Here is a 19,471-nt window from a genome sequence, read left to right as displayed (position 1 = left end):
GGTATCTCAAGGCTGTAAATGTAACCGATTATCCTCTTTCGAGCAAATGCCGAAACTCCTTTATCTGCTCCGGCGAACCCAACACAAATAACTGGTCCCCCCGACTCAATGTCAATTCAGATGAGGGATTAAAAATATACTTGGCACCACTAATCTTAATCCCAACAATATTAATCCCTGAAAGGTCTTTCGTTTTTAATTCCAAAATGGAGTGATTAACAAAGCAATCAGCCATATTCGTACAACTGATCTCTTCCAGACTTACATCCTTACTATGCTGGAGCAGAATATATTCCAGAAACTCAACAACATCAGGTTGGGTAATCAGTTTAGCCATGCGCTGGCCTCCAATACGTTCGGGCATGATAACATTGGTAACACCGGCCCGTTTTAGCTTCGAGACAGATTCCATTTCAGAAGCCCGGCTCACAATCTTCAGACTGGGATTCATACTTCTGGCCGTCAAAGCGACAAATACATTGTCGGCATCATTCGGAGTGGTGGCAATCAGTGCCTTTGCGTAATCGACACCTGCTTGCTTCAACACGTCTTCATGAGTCGCATCACCTTTAATGTAAAGTAATTCTTCGTCTTCCCGAATCCGGCCAATCACATTGTCTCGTTTGTCTACAATTACAAAATCGAGCCCGTGATCGCGAAGCTCCATGGCAACCTGTTCGCCGTTCCGACCAAAGCCAATAATGATGACATGGTCTTTCAGTTTTTGAATCTTCTTATCCACCCGATATGTTTTTAAATAATTAACTAATTCGCCGTCGAATACAAAACGAGCCAAGTTGGATCCAACATAGGCCAAACTCCCCAAACTGGTAATAATCAACGCCGAAGTAAATATTTTGCCCAAATCGCTCAACGGATGAACTTCGCTAAAGCCAACCGTCGAGATCGTTATAATGGTCATAAAAAAAGCATCGATCAGGGAATAATCCTCCAGGTACATGTACGCCGTTGTTCCAATTGTCAACATGGAAAACAACAGCAGAATACCAACACGAAGCGTCCGGTTGGATACATCCTGAAATTTATTCGACGACTGACTCATGTTTATCCTGGCTGCTTTGATTGATTAACTTCATTCCTACAGGGCAATTTAAACATTTTTTGGCATTGCAGTACGAATTCTTCAATTGAATGAGCGCCTGACTATCGAATGCGGAACGTGCCGAAATGCCGAGTTCACCCCAGTTTGTCAAAATTGAATTCTGCTCAGCGGGAATCTGCTCCATATAAGCTAACGCCAAATCTTTCAAATTTTGCTTTTGATGATAGTCGCCGTAAACGAACAAGAAAGGAACGAGGGTATTGATAACCAAATTATGAAATGATGAATCGCCCAAATGCTTCAGCTGCTTTTTAGACTCTTTATTGAACTTATAATGTGTTTGCCAGTAATCCGAAGCTTCCAACTGAAACAATTGCTTGATGTCAGCGAGCTTTCCCATTTCAATTAAGTGGGAGAATAAGGCTGAAGATTGATGAATCAACTGTGCAAACTGCGCAATTCGAACAGTTGGAAAATTGACCGGCCGCAAACGCAGAAACTTCCACAAGTGACCTTCAAGTGGTTTCAGCTTATACTTTTTATACAAGAAGGAAAACTCCCGACGCAGCGCAATAAAATAATCATCCCCCACCAATTCCTCATTCAACAAACCTGACGTTCCGAAAAGCAAAGCTTCTAATTGAAACAAGTCATTTTTATGCTTTGCCAAAACCGATAATGGTAATGCCTTGGCGAGTAATTCAAACGGAAGCGAATTTGTTTTGAATCCAAAATTGCGCGCCAGAAATTGGTAAAACGTTTCATTCCAATCGTTTTTATTTTGCTCCAAACGCATCACGATTTCGCCGGTTTTCTGCTCCAAACGCTCAACCATTAAAGCATGATACCAAATTTGTAATGTAATTGGCGGAACCCGATGAATTGATTTGGCACATGGGATCCAACTGTTCGACCGAAGCAAATTCTCGTAGTTAGATTCCAACTCTTCCGGATACGACAAACAAGTACACTCTACAGACTCGCCTTTCGAATTTCGAATCAATTCATCATCTTCCTTAACGACATGTAGAATCACATTATCATAGGCGGCATCTTGCTCGTGCTTGTGTTTCTTCCAATCGCTCGCGCGCAGATGAATCTCGACATTGCCTGCCCAGGTGGTGTCACCAATCTTCAAACGCGCATTGAAAAAATCGGGCCCCGCATCTGAATTTTGAAAGCCCGGAGACAAAACCTGTATTGGAAGTCCTGAACTGGTGATAAGTGAATCGGAGTCAAAAAGGCGATGTTTCCACAAAAATTGAAGGAAAAATTCATTCATTGGTTCTGTTTCAATCTATTTAACTAAAGTTAGACAAATACGACATCAAAATCAAGTGCCTCTGAAGTAGTTACAGAACAGTTCCAATAAAAAAAGCCTGCGTGTGTTGGGTGACGCAGGCTTACACAAATTCTTATTGTGTTAATGCAATAGGTAAATTGGGTTTATAGGCCTTAATCGGCAGTACAATCTAATCATTATAATACACTACCATAAACTAATTATTGGAACATCACAAAACAGATCTATCCAAAAACTTCATCTATCAAGCATTACAACAACTCAAAAATAGATCTTAACTTTGAAATCAAAGAATACTATTTTATCATTATTCAATACTTTTGCAACAGCATGTCAATCACAAATCCGCAGATACATCGCGAAATCACCCCATTATCAACGAACGACTGCTTGCTGGTCTTTGACCGCATGAAGCAAAAATTTGACTTTCCGGTACACTTTCACCCCGAGTATGAGTTGAATTACATCTCCAGAGCGCCAAAAGCTACCCGCATTGTTGGCAATCACCTGAGTCAAATAAACGAGCTGGAACTGGTGCTGACAGGGCCCAACCTCCAACATGGCTGGCAACAAGGCGAATGTACCTCTGATGCGATCCATGAAGTAACCATCCAGTTTCACCGCGATTTACTTCAGGCCGATTTACTAAATCGCAATATCATGCTCCCCATTCAAAAGCTACTCGAAAGGGCTAAAGCCGGAGTCGCATTTTCCGCGGGAACAATACAAAAAGTACAGCCAATGATCGAACGCATGGCGTCATTGGATGGATTTCATTCGCTTATTGAATTAATAGAACTCCTTCATGAATTAGGAAACTCTCCTGACCAACTGATTCTTAGTTCACTGAACGATCAGGATGAAGATTTTTACAACAGCGAAAAAATAAAAACCGTATTGCTTTACGTGCAGCAAAATTACATGCACAAAATAAAAGTGTCGGAAGTTGCCGGACTGGTAAATATGACTGAAGTGACCTTTGGCCGTTTCATGAAACAACGTACCGGTAAGTCTTTTGTAGAGTTCCTGAACGATACCCGCATCGGATTTGCCAGCCGCCTGCTTATCGAGAACAAACACAGCATTTCGGAAATAGCCTGGTTTTGCGGATTTAACAACCAAGCGAACTTCAATCGCATCTTCAAAAAATACAAAGACAGCACCCCCAGTGAATATCGCGAAAATTTCGCGGGAACAAGACGGGTAAATTAATCACATTCTTTAAGTCAACACCGAATAAAACACAGGCGAAAAAGCTGGTATTTTGCCGAAAAGCTGGTAACTTTAATATAGAACCTAAAAGCCAAAACTGTGAATGTTGGGAAAGTCCATATTAAACGTATTATTGTTGTTGTATTCTGTGCAGCAATCGCCATTACCATCGCCTCGGCAACTATTGGGCGCGAGATTTACGGGGTCACAAAAGTAAGTCTTATTTCTTTTGCTATTATCAATTTTTCGGGCTACCTCTTTTTCCTGGTGATGCCGGTGGAATTGGCGTTTATTTATTACCTGCATGCACACTTAGGTATTTTCCTTTTGAATGTCGTCGCAATATCGACGGGAATTGGAGCACAACTGGTGGACTATTATATCGGCCGCTCGTTGAGCACGCGCTTTATTGACAAGCTGGTTGGCCGCCGACGTTACGAAAAAGCGGAAGACGAAATCCGACGATACGGCAATATTGCCATTTTCCTGTTCAACCTGCTACCACTTTCCTCACCCATTATTTTGCTTGCAGCCGGCATGTTAAAACATCCTTTAAGGCAAGCCGTTTTTTACAGCTTAATGGGACTGGTGGTCAAATATCTGTTGATGTCGATCCTTTTTTTCTGAAACAAAAAACCCGAAGCTCAACAAAGAACTCCGGGCATGATTATGATTGATTATAAACATTTAAGGTCGACGACCTGGAAAAATAATAATCGTTCAACTATTTTTAAGCTTCTATAAGAGGTCAGCTTCTAACAACAATTCTTCCATGTCCACTTGGACATTCATGGCTGACTCGCGAGCCTTTTCTGCAAAATCTTCCTCGTTTGACGCATAAATAATGGCGCGTGACGAATTCACCAACAAACCACATTGATCGTTCATTCCGTATTTAGCCACTTCTTCCAAACTACCTCCTTGTGCACCAACACCAGGTACCAGCAAGAAATGATCCGGCACAATAGCGCGAATACCTTCCAGACTCTCGGCTTTTGTTGCACCAACAACGTACATCATACTATCGGTTGTTCCCCATTTCTGCGAGGTTTTCAACACACTTTCGTACAACTGATCGCCACTGGCTTCATCTTTCAAAAACTGGAAATCAAAAGCCCCTTTATTTGATGTCAGTGCCAGCAAAATCACCCAACGATCCAAATAGGTCATGAAAGGTTTTACTGAATCCTCACCCATGTAAGGAGCAACAGTCACCGCATCGAAATCCATATGATCGAAAAAAGCACGGGCATACAAGTTTGATGTATTACCAATGTCACCGCGTTTTGCATCGGCAATGATAAATTGCTCGGGGTATTTCTCGCGAATATAATTCACAGTTTTCTCGAGCGCAGTCCAACCGATAACGCCCAAACTTTCGTAAAAAGCCAAATTGGGTTTGTAAGCCACACACAAATCCTGCGTAGCATCAATAATTTCTTTGTTGAAGGCGAAAATCGGATCTGATGTATCTTTCAGATGAGCCGGAATTTTCAAAATATCAGTGTCCAAACCAATACACAAAAAGCTGCGTTTTGCTTTGATTTGTTCGAAAAGTTGTTCTTTGTTCATTGTTCTATTTTTTAGTGAACAGGCAACTAAAAGTTGCCCCGACCACTTTGGAATTACCAATTAAATTTCAGCCTCTTTCAATCTTTCTGCGTTTTCTTCCAACTGCAGTTTCTCGATAATTTCATCGATGTCGCCGTTGATGATCGCTTGCAGGTTATAAAGCGTGAGGTTGATCCGGTGATCAGTTACACGTCCTTGCGGCCAGTTGTAAGTCCGTATTTTTGCTGAACGGTCACCGGTAGAAACCATCGTTTTCCGTTTCGATGCAATCTCGTCCAAATATTTCTGGTGCTCCATATTATAAATACGCGAGCGCAATTCAATCATCGCTTTGTCGAGGTTCTTCAACTTCGACTTTTGATCCTGACACTGTACCACAATACCAGTTGGAATGTGGGTCAAACGAATGGCTGAGTAAGTCGTGTTGACCGACTGACCGCCTGGGCCTGACGAACAAAACTCATCACGACGTATATCTTCGGTTCGCAATTCAATGTCAAACTCTTCTGCTTCAGGCAAAACAGCAACCGATGCTGCCGACGTATGCACACGGCCCTGTGTTTCTGTCTGCGGAACCCGTTGTACGCGGTGCACTCCCGATTCGTATTTCATAATTCCGTAAACACCTTCACCTGTAACGGTAGCTACAATCTCCTTGTATCCACCGGAAGTACCTTCGTTCACCGTTGTTACTTCCAGACGCCAGCCTTTCCTTTCGCAGTATTTTGAATACATACGGAACAAATCGCCGGCAAAAATACTGGCTTCGTCTCCACCGGTACCGGCACGAATTTCCAAAATGGCATTTTTGCCATCTTCAGGATCTGCAGGAACCAGCAACAATTTGATTTCCTTTTCCTTTTCAGGAATCGCCTCTTCACTTTGCTCAATTTCCTCTTTAGCCATTTCCCGAATATCCGGATCACTCTCCTCGGCCAGCATCTGCTTACCCGATTCAATATTGTCGATCAGGTTTTTATAGTCTTTGAAAGCTTGAACCAAAGACTCCAACCGGCGGTATTCCTGATTCAGCTTCACGTAACGCTTCATATCGCTCATCACAGCCGGGTCGGTAATTTGCTGCCCTACCTCGTCAAAGCGGTACTGAATGCTCTCGAATCTTTCTAATAATGAATAATCTGCCATATAATGTGTTCCTATTTACAAGTTAAAAAATCTCAAAATCCAACGTCCCTATTTATTCGCGAAAGGCGCTAATATTCAAACGTTCCGAATTCAGAATTGATGGTTAGCTTTTTGCCTTCATAGGCTTCTACCCGACCAACAATCTGAGCATCGATATTAAATGATTTTGAAATCGCCATAATCGCATCAGCCAATTCAGGCTTCACATAGATCTCCATGCGGTGTCCCATGTTGAACACTTTGTACATCTCGGGCCATTCGGTTTTCGATTCTTCCTGAATCAATTTGAATAGCGGTGGAACCGGGAACATATTGTCTTTGATGACATGAACACCATCAACAAAGTGCAGCACTTTGGTTTGCGCCCCGCCTGAGCAGTGAATCATTCCGTGAATCTCGGAACGATGTTCGTCCAATATTTTCTTAATTACCGGCGCATAAGTACGTGTGGATGACAAAACCAGCTTCCCGGCATCAATTCCCAATCCTTCAATCGCATCGGTCAGCTTTTTTGAGCCTGAATAAACCAAATCAGCCGGTACTTCGGCATCGTAACTTTCCGGATATTTTTCCGCCAAATAGTTGGCAAAAACATCATGACGAGCAGAAGTCAATCCATTACTACCCATACCGCCGTTGTATTCTCTTTCGTAAGTTGCTTGTCCAAACGACGCCAAACCAACGATCACATCGCCAGCCTGAATGTTATCAGCAGCAATCACATCCGAGCGCTTCATCCGGCATGTTACGGTTGAGTCAACGATGATGGTACGCACCAAGTCGCCCACATCAGCCGTTTCTCCACCAGTTGGGAAAACACCAACCCCCATTTCCTGAAGCTCGCGGCACAACTCATCGGTGCCGTTAATGATGGCGGCAATCACGTCACCCGGGATTTTATTTTTGTTACGCCCAATGGTAGATGACAATAGAATGTTATCAACCGCACCAACGCACAGCAGATCGTCGATATTCATAATCAGTGCATCCTGAGCAATACCTTTCCACACCGAAATATCGCCGGTTTCTTTCCAGTACATATAGGCCAATGATGATTTGGTTCCGGCGCCATCGGCGTGCATAATGTTGCACCAATCCGGGTCACCGCCCAGCACATCGGGAATAATCTTGCAAAATGCTCTGGGGAACAATCCTTTATCGATGTTTTTGATGGCATTGTGCACATCCTCCTTCGAAGCCGAAACGCCCCGTGCCATATACCTGCTGTCGCTCATAAAATTGGATTCTGATTTCGGGGCACAAAGTTAATATTTTTAGGGAAATAAACAGAGCTAATTTCCAGGACTTAAATGATTGAGGGTAAACTTTCAATTGGGGCCTCCAACTAAAACAAGGCGGAAATGAAACAACCAACACTTCTTCTGAATTTTCAGGAAGCTTAAATTCGCTCCAAATACACATATTTGGTTAACCAAATATAGAAAAAACCATTACTTTCATTACTTGAGCCGAAACATTACCTGATCATATTTAACTCAGAATTACAGTGACGAAGGACCTGAACAAACAGCAAGTCGAAACATTGGCATTTTCAACCAATGAAATCCGCCGCAATATTCAAAAACTTAAAACTGAAGAAAATCGGTTGAAAGAGAAATCGACACTTGCGGAAACATCTTTTCTCGAACTTCGGAAACAAATGAGTTGGAGAGAAATGTATTTGGGCGGATTTCTAGGAGGAAACAGAAGCTTGACGAAACAAGCCCTTGAGCAAAAAAGATCAATTCGTGAAACCAAAATCCGACTGGAAGAAATTAAGGGGCAACTAAAAATTGAAGCAGACCAATTAAACAGAACTGTCACCGACTACTTATCTGGGAATTCTCATAACTACCGCAAAATTCAAGCTGAATATCAGCCTCTGTCCGAGTTATTGGCAGCAGCAATCCGCTACGAGAAAATCATTAAAAAAGCCAAACAGGGTATTGCGGAGGCTTTAGCCTGGACTAGTTGGAATAGCTTGATCAAACATCCGGACGCAAAAAAAGAACTGAATAAATTCAAAGCCGAGACCGAAAATTTTCAGCAAATAATCAACTCGTATGAAGTTGAATCGGAGGCCGAAATCAACAACGGAATCCTATTGTGTGATTTTATCCGCTTTGCGACGCAGACTGAAGCGATGGCGAATTTCGGGCATTTGCTAAAACACACGACCGACTGGAAAAACTATTCCCTTAGAATGTTAGAAAAAACAGAACAGCAAATAAGCCAACTGACACAAGCTGTTACTGAAGAGCTGGAAATGGTTGATCAGAAAGAGACCGGTGCTGACTTTTCAGAAAGAGAGTACGGCAGCTAAATAAAGCACTTCACTGTCTACATTTTTTTCGCAAGTATCCGCCAACTAACGGATAAGTCTGTAAATTTACTTTCGATAACCGAATCGAGAGCCTATGCATCCTTCTGCATCTTCAAAAACAAAACGTAACATCCGATTAAAATTTTTGCCCGTTAGCCTGATTCGTGAAAATCGGAAAATGATCTTGCAGGGCATCCTCGCCTTTTTGTTTCTCGCGCTGGCTTTCTATTTTATAAAACACGAGCAAACCGAGCTATCGGAAGTGAATAACACATTGCGTAACGCTTCGTTTGTCTGGGTGCTAATTGGGATGTCCCTAACCGGCTTCTTCATTTTCGTTCAAGGACTGATGTACCAATTCAGCTTTCGCTCGGTTGGTGAACGGATTACCCTAAGCAGCGCTATGTTACTGTTTGTAAAACGCAATTTCATCAGTGTATTTTTACCTGCAGGCGGCATTTCATCGCTGGCCTTTTTCACACGAAACATTGAAGTACAACAGGTTTCAAAATCAAAAATACACGTGGCCTCGTCGATCTACGCTTTTGTAGGCATTGTATCAATTGTACTGGTGGCCATTCCGGCACTGGGTTACGCCCTGTTGAAGGACTCGCTTTCATCCAAAGAAATATACATTTTTATTAGCCTGATACTGCTGATTGCACTTTGTGTTTGGGCAGTACGATCGATTGCGTTGGAGGGGCGGTTTTATCAGCTGATTGTAAAAATCCATCCGTCATTTGAAGCGCAATATGCCGAGATTAAAGATATCCGTCTAGACCGCAAGCATTTCATCCAATCGATTCTCATATCGATTGTCATCGAGTTTGTTGGCATAGCTCATTTGCTAATTGCCATGCGGTCACTTGGGTACCCGCTGGCAGTTGAGGGTGCGATTATTGGTTACATTGTGTCGGTGATGTTTTTGTTGGTTTCTCCTTTCCTGAGGGGGCTCGGAGCGATTGAACTTTCGCTGAGTTTTATCCTTACACGATACGGATTTTCGACACTCGAGGCGATCTCAGTTACCTTCCTTTACCGCTTCTTTGAATTTTGGCTACTTCTGACAGTGGGAGCCTTTAGCTTCGTTTTCGTCCGTAACAATATTTTCCTGCGGGTTGCACCGGTGGTCCTCACGTTCTCCCTGGGGGTGGTCAATATTGCCTCGGTACTGACCCCGGCCATACAATCCCGGCTGAAGCTGCTAAACGATTTTCTCCCTTGGTACGCCATCGACCTATCGAACTACGCCGTGTTTATGGTGGGCATTTTCCTGCTTCTGATATCAGCTTTCCTTTTACGAGGAGTCCGCATGGCGTGGTATTTAACAACTGGTCTGGCGATAATTTCCATTTTCGGGCATCTGACAAAAGCCATTGATTATGAAGAAGCATCGCTGGCCCTGTTTACCGTTGTTGCATTGTTCCTTACCCGGCGACAATACTTTGTCCGCAACAACCCCAATTTAGCGAATATTGGTATCAACGCTGCCCTGATTGCAGTGGCCGCTGTTCTGACTTACGGCATCATCGGTTTCTATTTCCTCGATCGCTGGCACTTCAACATCGATTTTAGCCTGTGGCAATCCATTAAGTATACCATTCAGAATTTCTTTTTCTACCAAAGCGACCTGCTTGTTCCTGCCGACAAATTCGCACAGAAATTTCTTTATTCAATTAATATTTCGGGCGGACTTACCATCGGGTTCTTCCTGTACACCATGATCCGCCCCTACTTTTTTGAGCAAAAAGCCGAGGAATACGAAATGGAAGCAGCCCGTGATCTGGTGGCAAAACATGGTCGTTCATCACTCGATTATTTTAAAACCTACTACGACAAAAGCCTGTTCTTCAGCACTGACAGCGAAGCCTTTGTGGCTTACCGAACTGCCGGGAACTATGCCGTTGTGCTCGAAGATCCAGTATGTGCCAATATCCATAAAATGGAAAAAGTAATTCGCGAATTCGACAGCTTTTGTGCGGCCAATGGCATGAAGAGCCTTTATTACAGGGTTTCGGGAAGCAGCCTCCAAGTGTACCAAAAACTAAAAAAGAAATCACTACTAATCGGTCAGGAAGCAATACTCGACCTGAAAACATTCACCATTGAGGGAAAAGACAAGAAGTCGATCCGTACCTCGTCGAACAAGCAAAAGGAACTAGGGCTGGTTTCGAAGGTTTATACGCCACCAATCAAAGATGGACTGATCCAGAAGATTCACTCAGTATCCAACGAGTGGCAAAAAGAAAAGAATTATCACGAGCTGGTCTTTTCACAGGGCTTGTTTGATCCGGAAGAACTTAAAAATCAAACACTGATCACGGTCGAAAATAAGGAGGAAAAAATACTGGCTTTTGCCAACATCATTCCAGACGACACACCGGGCGAGGCAACTTACGACCTCATTCGCAATGCCAAAGGAACCCCTAACGGATTAATTGAATTCCTGATGGCCGAGATGTTCTTCTACCTCAAAGCCGAAGGATACCAAAGTGCCGATCTGGGATTTGCAGCCATGGCCGGTATTGAAGAGGGAAAAAACTTCCCGGAGAAATCGATCCGCTTCGCCTACCAAAAGCTACAGGCATTCGCGCACTATAAAGGCTTAAAAGAATTCAAAGATAAATTTGGCCCTCAATGGCACGACAGATACCTGATTTACACGAACGACTATGACCTGTTCAGCGTACCGTCTGTATTAAACAAAGTGGTGAAACCATAATCTCACACCATCCGAACGTTCAAAATCAAATTAAATACTGGAACAGATCGGGTTTATCGTTGACGTATTGGTAGACAAAACCATGCTCAGTCATTCGTTGCACCAACCCATCAAAATCGTTCTTATCAGTCAGCTCTATTCCAACAAAAGCTGGCCCTTTCTCGCGAGCTGTTTTCTTTGAATAGTCGAAATGAGTGATGTCGTCTTTCGGCCCAAGAACATTATCCAGGAAATCACGCAGCGCTCCTGCCCGTTGCGGAAAACGGATAATAAAGTAATGTTTCAGCCCTTCGAATAACAGCGAACGCTCTTTAATTTCTTCAGTCCTGGTAATATCGTTGTTACTTCCCGACACGATACAGACCACATTCTTCCCTTTAATTTTGTCGGCATAATAGTCTAAAGCGGCAATCGACAGCGCGCCGGCCGGTTCAACTACAATTGCATCGCGGTTGTACAGTTCCAGAATTTTGGTGCAAACGCGCCCTTCAGGAACCAGCACCACATCATCAATAACGTCTTTACAAATTTCAAATGGTAAATCACCAACACGTTGTACAGCTGCTCCGTCCACAAATTTGTCAATGTCTTCCAGCTTCACCACTTCGCCTTTCTTCAATGATTCAGACATCGATGGTGCACCAGCCGGCTCCACACCAATTATCTTCGTGTTCGGACTAACTTGTTTGAAATAACTGCCCACCCCGGCAATCAATCCACCGCCGCCAATAGGAACAAAAAGGTAGTCGATTTGACAGATAGAATCCTGGATAATCTCCAGGGCAACGGTTGCCTGTCCTTCAATGATCAACGGATCGTCAAAAGGATGAATATAGGTTTTACCGTTTTGCTCACAGTCTTTCAACGCTTCAGCGCTAGCCTGATCGTAGGTATCGCCGAACAGAACGATCTCCACATTCTCGCGACCAAACATTTGGGCCTGCTTAATCTTTTGCTTGGGCGTTGTTGTAGGCATATAAATCTTGGCATGGATTCCCAGTTTAAAACTTGAATAGGCCACACCTTGTGCATGGTTCCCGGCACTTGCACAAACAATTCCGTTCTTCAACTGCTCCGGACTCAAACTTTTAATCTTATTGAATGCGCCCCGAATCTTATACGAGCGTACCAATTGCAAATCTTCACGCTTCAGCATGACACGTGCCTGAAACTGCTCTGATAGATTCAGATTCTGCGCCAAGGGTGTTCCGACCAACACCTCATTGATGGTCAGTTTAGCCCGATTGATAGCTTGTAAAGTGGGGAAATATTTTTCTGCCATGATCTCCTGTTATTAATGCTAACGATATAATTGTTTTCTGACTGTGAACCGCAAAAATAGGAGCTTTCACGCAGAAAACAGATTTCAAAGGGAGATTAGTAAGCAAACACCTTAAAATATTACTTACTATTTAGTTTCCGGTGTATATTTTTCATGATAATCGGTAGAAAGAACACGGAACTCAGTTCTCCGGTTGATTGATTTGGCAATTTCCTGTTGTTCCGGAGTCAGGCGATTAATGAATTCTTCGGTCAGCTCATCATTCCGTTTTAAGAAATCATATTGACGGGCCAGCTCGCGGGTCACTTTCTTTGGCCAGGTTTCGCCATAGCCTTTAGCCACCAAGCGATCGGGATTGATTCCTTGTTGGATCAGATATTCGACAGCAGCCTGTGCCCGCTTCTGCGACAAATCGAAGTTAAACCGATCGGAGCCCACATAGTCGGTGTGCGACATCAGCTCGATAGTAATTGTAGGGTTGAGTTCCAATACCTGAACCACGCTATCCAATGAATTTTTGGATGCCTCGTTCAGCTCATAAGCACCAAAGGCATAACTGATATTATCTACTTTGATCGGCGAATCGGTTGGCGTGAGATACAAATTGACATGAAAATCCTTGCTGTCAGTTAGGCCAATTGTTGTTTCCCGAACTTTATCGTTTAGATAACCATCGCGATAGGCCGCAAAAACATACTCTGTTTCAGGATTCAATTTCACCTGGAATTTTCCGTCATTTGCACGCATACGCAGGTTTGTTCCGTCGGTGGCGATCACGCGAACCCGTACGCCGTCAATACGCCGTCCGGTTTCTTTGTCATAAATTTCTCCGGTGATGCGGTAGACCTTTGGTGGCAGATAGAAGGAATAAATATCATCGCTGCGGGACCCTTTGCGGTTCGAAGCAAACAGCCCGTGAGGATCTTCTTCATGAATAAAACTCATACCAAAATCATCGCCCGAAGAGTTGATTGGCACTCTTAGGTTCTCAATTGCCCATTTACCATCTTCATCTTTGGTTGCTTTAAAAATATCAAGGCCGCCCATTCCGGGATGATAATCGGACGAAAAGTACAGGTTGCCTTCCCAATCCATGGACGGGAAAACTTCGTTTCCGGGAGTATTAATTTCAGATCCAAGATTTACCGGCTTCGAAAATGAATTTCCCTCCCGGGTAGCCATCCAAATATCGGTTCCGCCATAGCCTCCAAGAAGGTTCGAGACAAAATAAAGAGTATTTCCATCGGGCGAAAAAGCCGGGTGTGCGGCAATCAAACTATCAGAAGTAAGCGGCTGCAATATTGGCTCTGACCAATTTCCTCGCGACATGCGTGCCGCAAACAGGCTCGCCCCCATGTCGTTACTTTTATCGAAACGACAGCGGGTAAACACCATTAAATCGCCATTGGGAGAAATCGCAGCTGCACCCTCATCTTCATCGGTATTAATAATTCCACTGTCATCAATCAACTCAGGCTCTGACCATTTCTGCTTCTGCAGTTGAAATTCGGAACGAAACAAATCGGAAAAATGCTGCCCTGTAATCGCGCTTTCCCGTTTACCGCTCATCTCACTTTCCCGCATCGACGAAAGGATCACCTCATTATCTTTTCCAGCTACAAATACAGGAGCATAGTCGCTGTAACGGGAACTTAACTCCCGAACTGGAGCCACAATGTAACGGGTTGGGTTTGCCTCCCATTCAGGAACAAACTTACAGGCTTCCAAGCCACTCAATGCTTTCGGATCGTCCGGAAAAAGCTCCAGGTATTGCTGGTAATAAACTTCTGCTTCTTCTAAATTCTGATAGGCTCTTAAACAATCGGCACAATAAAGAATGGCCTTTTTATCCGGGTAGTTTCTTCTGATCGTATTTTTATACCAAATAGCAGCCCGTCCGAAATCGCCCAATTTGCGATAAGCTTCGGCCGTTTGATAAGCCATCTCCATGCGATGCTGCGGATCTTTGTCCTTACGGTAGGCTTTGCGGAATTTTTCAGCAGAACGGTAATACTCACCCATTTCAACGGAACTCATTCCCGAGCGATACATCTTTTGTGAGCTGCAGGCGCCAAGAATCAACATAAAACCAACGAGAACAAAACGGGCAAGTAGAATTCGCTTCATGAATAACAGCTGATTAAACTCTAAAGAAAATATTTTTATCCGTTAGGTGAAACGCAAATTTCAGGAATAAAGTATCCAAAGCGTGGCTTTTTCTCCCGAATCGGCTATGAGAAGTTTTATGCAAAAAATAAAGCCCGGCAAAAAACCGGGCTCCTTATCTTATTCGTTCCAAATCAGGTCACAGACCTTCTACCATATTTTTACCCGAAGACTATCGGGACGCCACATAGCATCACCTTCTTTAACATCGAATGTTTTATAAAAGGCATCCATATCGGCTAACGGACCGATAATCCGAAATTTTGCGGGCGAATGCACATCACTTCGGATCTGGTTCGCAACGGCCTCGGGACGCATGTTCAGCATCCAAGCCATGGCATAGCCCAAAAAGAAACGCTGGTCGGGATTCAATCCGGCAATAAGCTCGCTATTTTGATATTGAGGCCGTTGTTGAAACGCCTGATAGCCCATCATGATGCCTCCCAGGTCAGCTATATTTTCACCTTGAGTCATTTCCCCGTTTATATGCAGACTGTCGACAGCTACATAACCATCAAACTGCTCCACAATCATTTTCGTCTTACTGTAAAAACGAATGCTGTCTTCAGAAGTCCACCAATTATTCAAATTACCTTTTTCATCGTACTTGCTTCCCTGATCATCAAATCCGTGGGTCATCTCATGTCCAAAAGTTGAGCCGCCAATAATGGCATACAAAATCGCATCGTCAGCCATTTTGCGCTCATAACCGGGAACCATAATATTACACCCGGGAACCACAATTTCGTTGTTCGACGGATTATAATAGGCATTGTAGGTTTGCGGCTGCATTTGCCATTCCTTGCGGTCGACAGGCTTTCCGTATTTCGAATAATTATAACGAGTATACCATTCCGAAGCGTTCATCATGTTTTGCACATACGATGAACGATCGATTTGGAGAGAGCTCAAGTCTTTCCACTGATCAGGATACCCAACCTTCATGATCATTGCATTCAATTTGTGCAAGGCTTTTTCTTTGGTTTGCTCAGTCATCCAATCCAGCTGCTTAATCCGCTCGGCATAAACAACTTTAATTGAATTCCCTATTTCCTCCAATTTCTCCTTGGTGCCTTTGGGCAAATAGTCCGACACATAAACCTGACCGATCAAATCTCCAAGAACACTATTGGTTGTGCCCACCACCCGTTTCCAACGTGGTCGCGGTTCCTCAACGCCCCGTAAGGTTTTGGAGTGAAAATTGAAACCTGTCATATAGGTATGGTCGTCCAGATAGCTGGAAACACCATCCAGGAAATGCAATTTCAGGTAATCTTTCCAAACGGACAAAGGGTAAGTTTTCAGGTAACCATCCAGCGCAGTCAGGAATTCAGGCTGACCAACAATAACGGTGTCAATTTCCCCGAAGCCGAGTTCGGAGGTAAAAAGTGGCCAATCCAGATTGGCGGTCATCTCTGTCAATTGCTTAAAAGATAACTTCGTATAGTTTTTCAACGGGTCACGAGTGTCTTCACGTTTGCGGGAAGCCTCCGCCAAAGCAGTCTCCAACTTCATGACACTTTGAGCTGCTGCAGATGCCTTGGCTGCATCGTACCCAATGATTGTAAACATGCTATCGAGGTAATTCACAAACTCGGCACGAACCATCTTTGCCCGATCATCAGTTGCAAAATAGTAATCACGGTCCGGTAAACTCAATCCACCCTGGTAAATATTCACTGCGTTTTTACTGCTGATTTTATCGTCCTGACCAACATAAATACCCAGCATCGGTGAGGCCGCCGTTAAATTCACAAAAGCAGCTTCTTTGAAATAAGATTGAAAATCGCTCACCTTATCAATCCGGTCGAGGTATTGACGAACAGGTTCAATTCCTGCCGCATTTAAGCTCAGACTATCCATTCCGGTATTGAAAACGTCGCCAATTTTTTGTTTGGCACTTCCGGATTCTGCGTTTTCCAACCCGGCTGCCGACTCACAAATATTTCGAACCTGAGCATTCACGGTATCCTGAATAATCTGAAAAATTCCGTTATACGTCTCGCTTGCCGGGATTGGGTTTTCTTTAAACCATTTCCCGTTCGCAAATAGGAAAAAATCGTCACCCGGATTAATGGTTGAATCGATATGCGCGGCCAAAGCATCCGGGCCATTGCCTGTTTTGGGAGCATTTGGGACGCAAGCCACCATTGCCAGAACGGCAATAAATGCAGACAGGAACATTGTGTAAGTTTTCATATACAAGAGAATTTTAGGGGTAAAAACAACTTTAACCTGTTGGTGTAAGCTTTAACAGAATCATTACAAAATTCGGAAATTAAAATTCGATCCGACAGCATTACTTCAGATAAAACAAAAAACCCCGCAAAATTGCGGGGTCTTTTTCGTCTATATTGAATTCTGATTATTTCACAAATAATAATTCGCGGTATTTCGGCAAAGGCCAAAGTTCATTATCAACGGTCAGCTCCAACTTATCAATGTGATAACGGATCTCATCGAGATAGGGAAAAACTGTCGTTTCGTACGCTTTCGCTTTCTCGGCAGCATTTTCAATTACATTTGCCACCTTGCGAGCTTCAACCATTTCCTTCACCTTCACCTTGATGGTCGAAATATGCGTACCTACTTCGCGAATCAAACCAAGACGTCCTTCTGCCAGTTTTTCGAATTCATCTGCAGGGAACACATCTTTCAAATATTTCACATTCGTAAGCAGAGTGGTTTGGTATTGTACTGCAGTAGGAACAATGTGATTAATGGCCAAATCACCCAGTACACGCGCTTCGATTTGTACTTTCATGGTGTATTTTTCGTACTCCACTTCAGCTCGTCCTTCCAGTTCACTTTGATTCAACACTTTCACCGACGAGAACAAATCAACAAACTCTTTTCGGGTAAATGCTGAGATCGCTTCAGGTACGCTGCTAACGTTGGTCAGTCCTCGTCTGGCCGCTTCCTCAACCCACTCTTCGCTGTACCCATTGCCATCAAAACGAATTGGTTTGGTTTCAATGATCAGCCGTTTCATGACCTGGAAAATAGCTTCATCCTTTTTCACCCCTTTTTCAATCAGACCGTCAACCTCATTTTTAAATTTAGTTAGCTGAGCTGCCATGGCAGTGTTCAAAGCAATCATTGAAGCAGCGCAGTTAGCCGATGAGCCAACAGCACGGTATTCGAACCGGTTACCGGTAAAGGCAAAAGGTGAGGTCCGATTCCTGTCCGTTGTATCTAAAATGATTTCCGGAATTCGTCCGATATTCAACTTCAAAGCTGTTTTTTCGTCCGGTGTCATTTTACGCTCCACTACTGCGGTCTCCATCAAATCGAGCATTTTACTAACCTCAGATCCCAAAAATACCGACAAAATTGAAGGCGGCGCTTCATTGGCGCCCAAACGATGGGCATTCCCGGCTGTTAGAATACTGGCTCGCAGCAAATCCTGGTTATCGTAAACAGCTTTTAGTGTATTCACCACAAAGGTGAGGAACTGCAGATTCGATTTCGGATTTTTTCCCGGTGAATAAAGATTGACACCGTTGTCTGTTATCAACGACCAGTTATTGTGTTTTCCGGAACCATTCACCCCGGCAAACGGCTTTTCGTGGAAAAGAACCATGAATTTATGCCGACGGGCAATTTTCTTCATGATGTCCATTAATAGTTGGTTGTGATCATTCGCCAGATTAGCTTCCTCAAAAATAGGAGCTACTTCGAACTGGTTTGGTGCAACCTCGTTGTGACGGGTCTTCACCGGAATGCCCAATTTGTAAGCTTCATTTTCCAGGTCTTCCATAAACCGGTAAACCCGGGTTGGAATAGAACTGAAATAATGGTCATCCAGTTGCTGGTCTTTCGAAGAAGCATGTCCCATGAGTGTCCGACCGGTCAAAACCAAGTCTGGCCGGGCCATATAAAGTGCCTCGTCAATTAAAAAATATTCCTGCTCCCATCCTAAATTCGCCTGAACTTTAGTAACTGTCTTATCAAAGTACAAACAAACTTCGGTTGCCGCTTTGTCAACAGCATTCAATGCCCGAAGGAAAGGAGTTTTATAGTCCAGCGCTTCGCCGGTGTATGAAATAAAAACGGTAGGAATACACAATGTTCCGTCAACAATAAAAGCAGGAGACGAAGCATCCCATGCTGTGTAACCGCGTGCTTCGAACGTCTGACGGATTCCACCACTTGGAAACGAAGATGCATCCGGTTCCTGTTGAGCCAATAATTTTCCGGAGAAAGATTCGACAACTCCGCCATCTTCAACATTCACAATGAAAGCATCGTGCTTTTCTGCTGTTCCGTCGGTTAATGGATGAAACCAATGTGTATAATGTGTTGCTCCGTTTTCGGTTGCCCAGGCTTTCATTCCCTGAGCCACCTGATCGGCCATTTTCCGATCAATCGGAGCACTATTATCTACTGCATCGCAAACTGCTTTATAAGCTTCTTTCGATAAATACTTTTTCATTTTAGGCCGGTCGAAGACCTTGTAGCCAAAATAATCCGAGGTAAGGTTGTGCTCACGAGTAATCTGCAGCGGTTGGCGCGCTAGAACTTCGTCCAGAGCTTTGAATCTAAATACAGCCATATTAGTTCTGAATAGTTAAGGTTTTACAATATCAAACAATATCCGGCAGAAACTTGTATCTCAGTTATCAAAAATGAAACAAGAAACTACCGTCAATGTCAAACAAATGCGAAATAATCCCGCAAAA

13 protein-coding genes are annotated in these 19,471 nt (G+C 43.6%); 4 read left to right on the top strand and 9 right to left on the bottom strand.

The window, feature by feature from the left end:
• Window positions 1-28 precede the first annotated feature (28 nt).
• Both GJV22_RS16865 and GJV22_RS16860 read right to left on the bottom strand, forming a co-directional pair.
• On the bottom strand, window positions 29-1,063 hold the full coding sequence (locus GJV22_RS16865) for a potassium channel family protein (protein WP_163716538.1): 1,035 nt from the start codon (window positions 1,061-1,063) through the stop codon (window positions 29-31).
• Complete coding sequence (locus GJV22_RS16860; RefSeq protein WP_163716535.1) at window positions 1,044-2,345, bottom strand: DUF2851 family protein; 1,302 nt, start codon at window positions 2,343-2,345, stop codon at window positions 1,044-1,046. Before GJV22_RS16860 ends, GJV22_RS16865 begins: the two co-directional genes overlap by 20 nt.
• Window positions 2,346-2,696: 351 nt before the next feature.
• Between GJV22_RS16860 and GJV22_RS16855 the strand changes: the two genes are divergently transcribed.
• Both GJV22_RS16855 and GJV22_RS16850 read left to right on the top strand, forming a co-directional pair.
• Window positions 2,697-3,578 carry an AraC family transcriptional regulator gene (locus GJV22_RS16855; protein WP_163716532.1) on the top strand — a complete coding sequence of 294 codons (882 nt, stop codon included), beginning with the start codon at window positions 2,697-2,699 and terminating at the stop codon, window positions 3,576-3,578.
• A 99-nt stretch (window positions 3,579-3,677) separates the two neighbouring features.
• Window positions 3,678-4,205 carry a DedA family protein gene (locus GJV22_RS16850; protein ID WP_163716529.1) on the top strand — a complete coding sequence of 176 codons (528 nt, stop codon included), beginning with the start codon at window positions 3,678-3,680 and terminating at the stop codon, window positions 4,203-4,205.
• Between the two features lie 111 nt (window positions 4,206-4,316).
• Here GJV22_RS16850 and pyrF read toward each other — a convergent pair whose 3' ends face one another.
• From pyrF to GJV22_RS16835, 3 genes are all read right to left on the bottom strand, one after another.
• Window positions 4,317-5,150 (bottom strand): orotidine-5'-phosphate decarboxylase, encoded by an 834-nt coding sequence (pyrF, locus tag GJV22_RS16845; RefSeq protein WP_163716527.1) that lies wholly within the window; start codon window positions 5,148-5,150, stop codon window positions 4,317-4,319.
• A gap of 60 nt (window positions 5,151-5,210) precedes the next feature.
• Window positions 5,211-6,296 carry a peptide chain release factor 1 gene (gene prfA / locus GJV22_RS16840; RefSeq protein ID WP_163716524.1) on the bottom strand — a complete coding sequence of 362 codons (1,086 nt, stop codon included), beginning with the start codon at window positions 6,294-6,296 and terminating at the stop codon, window positions 5,211-5,213.
• A 68-nt stretch (window positions 6,297-6,364) separates the two neighbouring features.
• Complete coding sequence (locus GJV22_RS16835; RefSeq protein ID WP_163716520.1) at window positions 6,365-7,531, bottom strand: AIR synthase related protein; 1,167 nt, start codon at window positions 7,529-7,531, stop codon at window positions 6,365-6,367.
• Window positions 7,532-7,803: 272 nt separating this feature from the next.
• On the opposite strand from GJV22_RS16835, the gene GJV22_RS16830 reads away from it, so the two are divergent.
• On the top strand, window positions 7,804-8,619 hold the full coding sequence (locus tag GJV22_RS16830) for a hypothetical protein (RefSeq protein WP_163716517.1): 816 nt from the start codon (window positions 7,804-7,806) through the stop codon (window positions 8,617-8,619).
• Window positions 8,620-8,797: 178 nt separating this feature from the next.
• The gene (locus GJV22_RS16825; RefSeq protein ID WP_205461921.1) at window positions 8,798-11,341 is read left to right on the top strand and encodes a phosphatidylglycerol lysyltransferase domain-containing protein; all 2,544 of its coding nucleotides are present in this window, start codon (window positions 8,798-8,800) and stop codon (window positions 11,339-11,341) included.
• Between the two features lie 25 nt (window positions 11,342-11,366).
• On the opposite strand, the gene ilvA is transcribed toward GJV22_RS16825, so the two are convergent.
• The 4 genes from ilvA to GJV22_RS16805 form a co-directional block, all read right to left on the bottom strand.
• Window positions 11,367-12,623, bottom strand: a complete 1,257-nt coding sequence (gene ilvA, locus GJV22_RS16820; RefSeq protein ID WP_163716512.1) for a threonine ammonia-lyase — start codon at window positions 12,621-12,623, stop codon at window positions 11,367-11,369.
• Window positions 12,624-12,749: 126 nt separating this feature from the next.
• A complete protein-coding gene (gene porE / locus GJV22_RS16815) occupies window positions 12,750-14,750 on the bottom strand; it encodes a PorE family type IX secretion system protein (RefSeq protein WP_163716509.1) in 2,001 nt (666 codons plus the stop codon).
• Between the two features lie 189 nt (window positions 14,751-14,939).
• Window positions 14,940-16,988, bottom strand: a complete 2,049-nt coding sequence (locus GJV22_RS16810) for a M13 family metallopeptidase (protein ID WP_205461920.1) — start codon at window positions 16,986-16,988, stop codon at window positions 14,940-14,942.
• A 166-nt stretch (window positions 16,989-17,154) separates the two neighbouring features.
• Window positions 17,155-19,344: a glutamine synthetase III family protein gene (locus tag GJV22_RS16805; protein WP_163716506.1), complete on the bottom strand. Its 2,190-nt coding sequence runs from the start codon at window positions 19,342-19,344 to the stop codon at window positions 17,155-17,157.
• Window positions 19,345-19,471: the final 127 nt, after the last annotated feature.

This window comes from Mangrovibacterium lignilyticum (genome assembly GCF_010882175.1).
Taxonomy (GTDB): domain Bacteria; phylum Bacteroidota; class Bacteroidia; order Bacteroidales; family Prolixibacteraceae; genus Mangrovibacterium; species Mangrovibacterium lignilyticum.
The sequence above is the reverse complement of the archived record's forward strand: the minus strand, read 5'-3'. Positions and strand labels throughout refer to the sequence as shown.

What these genes read in the sequence shown, in the direction of transcription:
- GJV22_RS16860 (WP_163716535.1), bottom strand. Translation starts at nt 2,345, where the DNA reads ATGAATGAATTTTTCCTTCAATTTTTGTGGAAACATCGCCTTTTTGAC.
- GJV22_RS16835 (WP_163716520.1), bottom strand. Translation starts at nt 7,531, where the DNA reads ATGAGCGACAGCAGGTATATGGCACGGGGCGTTTCGGCTTCGAAGGAG.
- GJV22_RS16855 (WP_163716532.1), top strand. Translation starts at nt 2,697, where the DNA reads ATGTCAATCACAAATCCGCAGATACATCGCGAAATCACCCCATTATCA.
- GJV22_RS16805 (WP_163716506.1), bottom strand. Translation starts at nt 19,344, where the DNA reads ATGGCTGTATTTAGATTCAAAGCTCTGGACGAAGTTCTAGCGCGCCAA.
- ilvA (WP_163716512.1), bottom strand. Translation starts at nt 12,623, where the DNA reads ATGGCAGAAAAATATTTCCCCACTTTACAAGCTATCAATCGGGCTAAA.
- porE (WP_163716509.1), bottom strand. Translation starts at nt 14,750, where the DNA reads ATGAAGCGAATTCTACTTGCCCGTTTTGTTCTCGTTGGTTTTATGTTG.
- GJV22_RS16865 (WP_163716538.1), bottom strand. Translation starts at nt 1,063, where the DNA reads ATGAGTCAGTCGTCGAATAAATTTCAGGATGTATCCAACCGGACGCTT.
- GJV22_RS16810 (WP_205461920.1), bottom strand. Translation starts at nt 16,988, where the DNA reads ATGAAAACTTACACAATGTTCCTGTCTGCATTTATTGCCGTTCTGGCA.
- GJV22_RS16825 (WP_205461921.1), top strand. Translation starts at nt 8,798, where the DNA reads ATGATCTTGCAGGGCATCCTCGCCTTTTTGTTTCTCGCGCTGGCTTTC.
- pyrF (WP_163716527.1), bottom strand. Translation starts at nt 5,150, where the DNA reads ATGAACAAAGAACAACTTTTCGAACAAATCAAAGCAAAACGCAGCTTT.
- prfA (WP_163716524.1), bottom strand. Translation starts at nt 6,296, where the DNA reads ATGGCAGATTATTCATTATTAGAAAGATTCGAGAGCATTCAGTACCGC.